The organism is Kitasatospora sp. NPDC086801, assembly GCF_044745805.1.
Taxonomy (GTDB): domain Bacteria; phylum Actinomycetota; class Actinomycetes; order Streptomycetales; family Streptomycetaceae; genus Kitasatospora.
On sequence record NZ_JBIVAX010000086.1, the window covers coordinates 1 to 7,023 of the forward strand.

Genomic DNA, 7,023 nt, shown 5'->3' on the forward strand with positions numbered 1-7,023 from the left:
GACTTCTGCCCGGCCAGCGGTACGTGCACCGGTACCGCGTCGTCCCCGGCGGCGAGCGGCGGGGAGCGCCACAGGGTGCTGCCGTCCCCGCCCTGCGGGAACGAGCTGCCAGTCAGACGGCGCCGAACTCCCCAGCACGGACGGCCGCCACGAAGGCCGACCAGCCGGCGGGGGAGAAGCCCAGCTCCGGGCCGGGCCGATCCTTGCTGTCCCGAACGGGCACCACGCCTTCGGCCTGGGCGACGTTGGTTGCGACCTCGATGCACTCGCCGCCGTTGCCCTGGGAGTACGACGAGGTCTTCCAGTTCGGGCGGTGCCAGTCGACGGCTAGGCGGGGGGTGGTCGTCACGTTCACTAACTCCCTCATTGCACGGCGAATCACGGTGGCGGAGTCCCGGCCGTTCAGCGCGTCCGCCCGAAGCCGATCATAGGCCCGCGAGTATGACGCTGCGGCTTGCTGATCAACGATGAAGCGCCCATGACCAAGGCTCTCTGTGTAGACCCAAGTGAGACTGTCGGGCAGGCTCAGCAAGTGAAAGCCGCCCTCTCCGGTCCTCTCGCCTAACTCCCGTTGAGCAACATGTAGATGGATGTGCGGGTAACGGTCTGTGATGGTCAGCAGGTGGTCAAGTTGGGCGTGCATGACCGTACGTCCGCCAACGTGCTGCCAGATGACGCCCTCATCCACTATGGCCACAAGCTCAGGGCCGTCGGGGTCTAGGAAGCGTTCCTGTCGACGAAGTCGGGCTTGAACGGTTCGTTCAACCTCCTCTTCGTCGTCGTCCGGGTTGAGGTGCCGAACCAGAGCCCGCGCGTAGCCGGCTGTCTGAAGCAAGCCCGGAATGCGTTCGGTGTGTAGCCCCCGAATCCGAACAGCTTCCGCTTCCTTGGCTGCGTACATCCGGAACCAGTCCGGGTGGTCAATCGTGGTCCAGTCCACGCGTTCCCAGGCTTCGATCAGCTGGCCACCAGTGCCCAGCACTCTGTCGGATGCCTCGGCGAACCTCTTGGACGGGGGCCGTTCAAGACTCTCGACTTTCGTGACGTAGCTCGGGTGGACGTGAGTCTTTCGAGCAAGCTCCGCGCACGAGTCGATGCCCGCGCGCTCGCGGTGGTCACGGAGTAACCACGCCCAGACTGCGGGCGTCAGGGTGACCTCTCGGGGCTGTACTCGCCTGCCGCGCAACGTGTACTCCCTTTCGTGCCATCTGGTCTGTCTCGAAGACAGGTATACCCCTCTGCCTACCCCATGCAGTTGGCTAGTTACCGCAGCCGATGACTGAAAGGTGGTGGCCTGGTGACCTTGTACATGCCCACTGATCGACAGCTGGTCTTCGACCGACACAGCCAACGCACGGGCGTCTACATGGACACCTTGGCCGGTAAGTACTACATGCGCCCCGAGACGGGCGGATGTGAGTGGACGGCAGACCCCGCCGACGTCGAGCCCGCACCCCCGCCGCTGGAGTACGCCAACCCGGCCGGGGCGCCGCGCGGTTCGCTCAGTTCGGCGGACCGGTGAGACCGCCTCGGGTCTACCTGTGGCTCGTCGCCCTGGTGGTCGTCGTCGCCCTGGTGGTCGCGCTCGTGACGGACTGGGCGATACGCGGTCAGCCGTACGGCTACCGGGCACTCGCTGTGCTGCTCAGCTTCACCTGCGTTTTCGGCGCTGCCTTGGTCGCCGCCGAGCCCCTACTTCGAAGCGGTCAACCCCCCCACGTAGAAAGGCGCACTCATGAGTGACCCGGTGCCCCCCGAACCGGACGACCCGGAGCCGCCCGACGTCTGCCCGCGCGGTGAGCCGATCAGCCCCGACCCGCCGGGACCGGACGGCATCCGCACCTGGAAGTGCGCGTGCGGCTACTTCGGATACGTGCTGCCGCCCGACTTCGTGGCGACGCACCCCCACGAGACCGCCGTTCAGGTCTGCGGCCGGAAGCCCCAGCGCCGCCGTACCACCGTCCCGGCGGTGGCCGCGTGAACCCGTACGGGCGTCTCGCGGTCACCGGACGCCTGATGAGACTGGCGCTCCGGGACCCGAAGACCGCGTGGCGCGCTGAGCTTCAGTGGACGTGGCCCGTGCTCATGGTCAGCCCGTCCCGCCGACAGCTCGCCGAGCACGTCCGCACCCAACGAGCGGTCATGCGATGGGAGCTGGCCCGGCGCCACCACTCGCCGAGGAAGTAGCCCCGGCACCTAGACCCCCGTCCCGGGCGCGCAGTCATGGAAACCGCGTTCGGGACGGGCTCCACTTCCGTGCCTCCCGCCCCGGGGCTATCGGGCGGGCGTCCCGGTACGGAAGAACGGTCCCGCCCGTACATGCCCCCCGTCGTGGACGGGCGGGACCGCACCCAAACCCCTGTACCTGCCAGTCACAAGGAACGCGCGCATGGCCAACCGATGGAGGGACTGGAAGAACGGCATTGAGGCGGCCGAACTCGTCGCGCGTACCGATGTGGAGAACAGCGGGAATGTCTCCCGGATCGGTTGCTGTCGACATCCAGGGCGGCGCGCGGATCGGGATCGTTCACAACTATGTGCGCGGGGTCGCGTACCTGCGTGAGCCCGGGTCTAACCAGTTCGTGTGGCCCTGTCCCTACCCCTACATCAGTCGCCCGACCCCCGAACAGGCCGCCCTGACTCGCGAGCTCGACGCTGGGATTGAGCTGTACCGGGAAGACCCTAAGTAACCCCTACGCAAGGAACCGCAAGATGATGAAGATCGGACACTTCGCGCTGTGCGTCATCGGCGCGGGAACCGTCGCCCGCCTGGTCCTCGACCACCAGCACCAGCGCCGTCAACTGGCCCTCAGCGCGGCCAACATGCATCAGCGGCTGGCCGCCGATGCTGCGGCTCACCCCGAGTGGTACGCCGACAACCCCACGATCGGCGAACTGAGCGAGCTGGGACGCGCGCGGGCGCTCCACACGAACCGGGTGATCGCCTTGATCGCTGCCAAGCACCGGGCGAAGTTGGTGACGACGGACGAACTTCACTTCAACCTGGTCACCCTCGCGCAGGACCCGGCGGCGCGGCTCTACTGGGAGCATGCGAGCGGCTACCGGACCATCGAAGCCGAGTCGGGCGACCGAATCGACCGCCGCTTCAACCGGGCGTTGACGGACGCGTTCAAGGCGACGGCCAAGCGTCAGGCGGAGTGAAGAGGGTTCCCGAGTCCGCACCGCTCGTTGAAACGGGCGCCCAGGTGTTGACGTGGTCCGACGGACCGGGCTGCGAGTGCCCCCAGCCTGAAACGTGCGTGGAACGGCTCGAACTGCCGCCCGTACGAAGCACGTTCCGGGACGGATACGGCCGACTGTGGACGGTGCTTGGCCGCGAACGGGTCGCCGACCCGCTGACCGGTGAGGTACGGCGCACCTCGATCTACCTGCTGTGGTCCGATGGCACCCGGCAGGTCTTCAAGACGTACCGATGCGCGGGCCCGCCGGCTGCGGAAAACCGATACGAGAGGAACCGCCTGGGGCGTCCGCCCCGGCAGCCGTTCGAACCGGCGATGCCCGTCGAACGGAGGCCCGAGTAGGTGAAGTCCGACCACCGCTATGAGATGGAGGGATCGTGGGACACCAACTGATCGCCGCCCCGTTCGTGGGTTCTTACGTACTGCTGCGGCCCGGACGCCGGGAAGCGATCAAGCTCCCGGAAGCCCGGTTCCGCGCGTTGGAACTCGCCAGTACACGCGGCGAGGTGTGTCCGCCGTGGCTACTGGACGCTGCCAGGACCCGATGGGGCGCGACGCTACCGGTACGGCGGATCAGCGAGGCCGTTCTGATTCGGCGTCCCGCCGTGTTCGGACACAGTCGAGCCAGCTGGGAACTCAACCTCGGGTGCGACTTCGGCTGTGATCACTGCTTCTTGGGAGAGCGCCCGTTCGCGGGCCTGGACGAGGCAGGCAAACACGCCATGCTGCAAACCCTGCGGGACGCGGGTGTCCTTTGGCTCCAGATGACCGGCGGTGAACCGCTGATCGACCGCGACTTCGCCGGGGCCGCGCAACTCGCCCACGATCTCGGAATGATGATTGAGGTTCAGGCGAACGGGTCGAGGCTCGCACGCCCCGAGATCCTGGACGTGCTGACGTCCGTCCGCCCGCACCGGGTAGCCGTCTCCCTGTACGGCGCCACGCAAGAGACGTTCGACGCCTTCACCCACAGCCGAGGAGCCTTCAAGCGGGTCACCACCGGACTGGCCGCCGCCGTTGAGGCCGGGTTGCCCGTGCGCCTGTCGCTGATCATCACCGCGCAGACAGCCCACGAACAGGACCAGATGCGCGGCCTGGCCGACGATCTCGGGGTGCCGTACATCGAGTACACCCACATGTCCCCGACGATCTACGGCGGGGGCAAGACGCTCGAATCCCAGAGCCCCGCTCACCTCAAGCCGCTTGGCCGGTTCGAGGGATGCAACGCCGGTCACACCTTCCTGCACGTCGACCCGCACGGCCGGGCGTCGATCTGCAAGGTCGCCCGAGACGAACAGGTTGACCTGATGACCGAGGGAGTCCAAGGACTCTCCCGCCTCGGCGTGATCGCCGATGGCCTCATGCTTCGCACCGGCGGCTGCTCCGGCTGCCAGCTCTCCGAGAAGTGTTCGGTTTGCCGGCCGTTGGCCAAGCGCTACCAGGAGGCGAAGGCACCACTCAGGAATTACTGCCAACACGGACAGAAGGAGAGTGCAGTATGACCGCTGTCATGGTCGAGTTAACCACCACCCGGACCGAGGAGGACGACGAACTGTCGTTCATCGACGACGTCGAGGCGTTCGGCGGCGACGCTCTGCCCGGGTGCAACGACGACAACCCGTACCGGTAACCCGGTACTAGCGTGACGTGTCCCTGGGCGGGCTCCCAGCGTTTCAGCCTGTGGCCCGCCCGGGGGCTGCCGCACGAGACGAACGGACGACTGTGACCACATCCCGCATCCCGTACGCCGAACTGCCTGTCACGGTGCGCAGGGCCGTCGAGGCGCACACTGGCCCGGTCCTCAAGGTCGAGTCGGAGGCCGAAGGTTTCAACAGCGAGATCGCTGCCCGCCTGACGTCGCCGACCGGTGCGTTCTACGTGAAGGGCCTTCGGGCCGACCACCGGCGGGCGTGGACGCAGGCCCGCGAGGCCGAGGTGAACCCGTACGTTCGAGGGATCGCGCCCGCCCTGGTCGCCCGTGTCGAATCCGGGGGGTGGGACCTGCTCATCTTCGAAGCGGTCGACGGGCACCACGCCGACTACCGACCTGGCTCGCCCGACCTGCCGAAGGTCGTTGCCACCCTGCGACACCTGGCGGAGATCCCGTGCCCTCCGATCGAACTCCGGCATGCCGAACAGCGCCTTGCCCGGTACGCAGCAGGGCCGAAGGATCTTGACCAGTTCGCCGGGGACGCGCTCCTACACACCGACTGGCACAACACCAACGTCCTGGTGACCGACCACGGCGCCCAGCTCGTGGACTGGGCATGGGCTACCAAGGGCGCCCCGTGGCTCGATGCCGGGTATTGGGTGCTCTGGCTGATTGCCTTCGGGCACGACCCCGCCTCGGCCGAAGACTGGGCCGCCCATATCCCGACGTGGCAGACGGCCCCCACCGAGGGAATCGACGCGTTCGCGGTTGCCAACGCCAACATGTGGGACGAGATCGGCAAGGACGACTCAGACCCGTGGACGGTCCGCATGGTCGCTGCCGCGCGCAAGTGGCGGGACTGCCGGAAGGTGTGAGCGCCTACCCCCGTTCTCCTTGTCCAGCGCCTCGAAGAACCTCGCCTTCAGCACCTCGAAATCCACGATCCCCGCAACTCCCTGAACTCCAGGGTGTTGCGGGGATCAATAGAACCCGCCGTTCGTCTGGGCGGGGCTATTCCGTGCTTGGGGCCGAACGCTGGTCGGGCGGAACCACGGTTGAGCCCTTACCCCAGCGGGTGGTGATGAGCCCGTTTTCCTCCCGGAGCACTTCGAGTGCCCGTCGAATGGTCATGGGCGCCATGTCGAAGCGCTGAGCAAGCGCCGATTCAGAAGGGAACGGCTCCCCGGAATCGTAGGCACCCGCACGAATCTCCCGGGCAAGCTCATCGGCGGCTTGCCGGTACGGCGGCACTCGCCTTGGACGCTTCGTAGGGCTGTCGGACATGCGAGAAGCCTACGGAGCAGCCGACCACGACTCCACTTAGAAGGGTGTTGGTGTAGACGACTTAGAGGAGTATCGGTATGGTCGTGCCACAACAACAAAGATCCCCGGCGACGGCGCCAACCGTCCCGGGGAATGGACGAAGCCTCTGGAGGGCTCCGACATGACCCAGCTTATCGTTCTCGCGTTCCTCTGGGCGCTACGCCTGCTACTGCCGGCCAAGGGAGAACACCGCTCCGTCCCGGCTGCCCAGGCGCCCCAGGAAGCCCCCGCCATCTGCGGGTGGCGCCGTCCGATCCCCGCCCATCTTCTGGCCCGCACCATGCCCCTGCCGGAGCCGTCGCGGATGGTGCCGCTCTACCTGGTCGCGTGGGAGCGGACCCCCGAGGCTGAGAAGACCGCCGTACTGGCGCAGCAGGCGACGGAGCAGGCGGAGCAGTGGAAGAGGACCGAACGTCGCGCGGCAGCGTTCGCGGCGCAGCTCGATCTGCCCGACCCGCTTCACTGGCTGGACTCCGTGGTGACCGCTGACCGCGTTCTCATCGGGGCGGGTGTGTGATGTCGATCACGGAGACGGACGGCAAGGCCTACCGGTGCTGCGTCTGCGGCAAGACAACGGCTGACGGCAAGGTAGTCGGCATCACGGACCGGATCAGCGGCCCGTCCTACGTCCGCTGGGCGTGCCGAACCCCCTGCACCCCGACGACGACGCGCTAGACCCCTCACAGCCCCGTACGGGCCGGTCCTGGGCGGGGCTCCCTTCGAACCTCAAGATGTTGCTTCCTTCCACCAGGGGTGCCCGTGGTGCTACATCGGTAAGCGCCGCTTCGAGCAGGCCCTGGAGGGCTTCGCCGGCAAGGAGGGGGTCGAGGTGGTCTACCGGCCGTACCA

General features: G+C 67.2%; 8 protein-coding genes. 6 read left to right on the plus strand and 2 right to left on the minus strand.

Annotation, left to right across the window (positions count from 1 at the left end; genetic code table 11):
• Nucleotides 1–112 precede the first annotated feature (112 nt).
• A complete protein-coding gene (locus tag ACIPLC_RS37930; RefSeq protein WP_400477621.1) occupies nt 113–1,186 on the minus strand; it encodes a Scr1 family TA system antitoxin-like transcriptional regulator in 1,074 nt (357 codons plus the stop codon).
• A gap of 123 nt (nt 1,187–1,309) precedes the next feature.
• Between ACIPLC_RS37930 and ACIPLC_RS37935 the strand changes: the two genes are divergently transcribed.
• The 5 genes from ACIPLC_RS37935 (at nt 1,310) to ACIPLC_RS37955 (ending at nt 5,726) form a co-directional block, all read left to right on the plus strand.
• Nucleotides 1,310–1,522, plus strand: coding sequence for a hypothetical protein (locus ACIPLC_RS37935; protein ID WP_400477622.1), 213 nt, complete (start codon nt 1,310–1,312; stop codon nt 1,520–1,522).
• A 213-nt stretch (nt 1,523–1,735) separates the two neighbouring features.
• On the plus strand, nt 1,736–1,981 hold the full coding sequence (locus ACIPLC_RS37940) for a hypothetical protein (protein ID WP_400477623.1): 246 nt from the start codon (nt 1,736–1,738) through the stop codon (nt 1,979–1,981).
• A gap of 731 nt (nt 1,982–2,712) precedes the next feature.
• Nucleotides 2,713–3,162 (plus strand): DUF6082 family protein, encoded by a 450-nt coding sequence (locus tag ACIPLC_RS37945; RefSeq protein WP_400477624.1) that lies wholly within the window; start codon nt 2,713–2,715, stop codon nt 3,160–3,162.
• Between the two features lie 415 nt (nt 3,163–3,577).
• A complete protein-coding gene (locus ACIPLC_RS37950) occupies nt 3,578–4,702 on the plus strand; it encodes a radical SAM protein (RefSeq protein ID WP_400477625.1) in 1,125 nt (374 codons plus the stop codon).
• Nucleotides 4,703–4,922: 220 nt separating this feature from the next.
• A complete protein-coding gene (locus tag ACIPLC_RS37955; protein WP_400477626.1) occupies nt 4,923–5,726 on the plus strand; it encodes an aminoglycoside phosphotransferase in 804 nt (267 codons plus the stop codon).
• Nucleotides 5,727–5,862: 136 nt separating this feature from the next.
• Here ACIPLC_RS37955 and ACIPLC_RS37960 read toward each other — a convergent pair whose 3' ends face one another.
• Nucleotides 5,863–6,135, minus strand: coding sequence for a GntR family transcriptional regulator (locus ACIPLC_RS37960; protein ID WP_400477627.1), 273 nt, complete (start codon nt 6,133–6,135; stop codon nt 5,863–5,865).
• 160 nt (nt 6,136–6,295) lie between these two features.
• Here ACIPLC_RS37960 and ACIPLC_RS37965 point away from each other — a divergent pair, with 160 nt between their 5' ends.
• Entirely contained in the window at nt 6,296–6,691 is a 396-nt protein-coding gene (locus tag ACIPLC_RS37965; protein WP_400477628.1) for a hypothetical protein, read from the plus strand.
• Nucleotides 6,692–7,023 lie beyond the last annotated feature (332 nt).

Coding starts and splice junctions, on each gene's coding strand:
- ACIPLC_RS37945 (WP_400477624.1), top strand. CDS start 2,713: ATGATGAAGATCGGACACTTCGCGCTGTGCGTCATCGGCGCGGGAACC.
- ACIPLC_RS37935 (WP_400477622.1), top strand. CDS start 1,310: ATGCCCACTGATCGACAGCTGGTCTTCGACCGACACAGCCAACGCACG.
- ACIPLC_RS37940 (WP_400477623.1), top strand. CDS start 1,736: ATGAGTGACCCGGTGCCCCCCGAACCGGACGACCCGGAGCCGCCCGAC.
- ACIPLC_RS37960 (WP_400477627.1), bottom strand. CDS start 6,135: ATGTCCGACAGCCCTACGAAGCGTCCAAGGCGAGTGCCGCCGTACCGG.
- ACIPLC_RS37965 (WP_400477628.1), top strand. CDS start 6,296: ATGACCCAGCTTATCGTTCTCGCGTTCCTCTGGGCGCTACGCCTGCTA.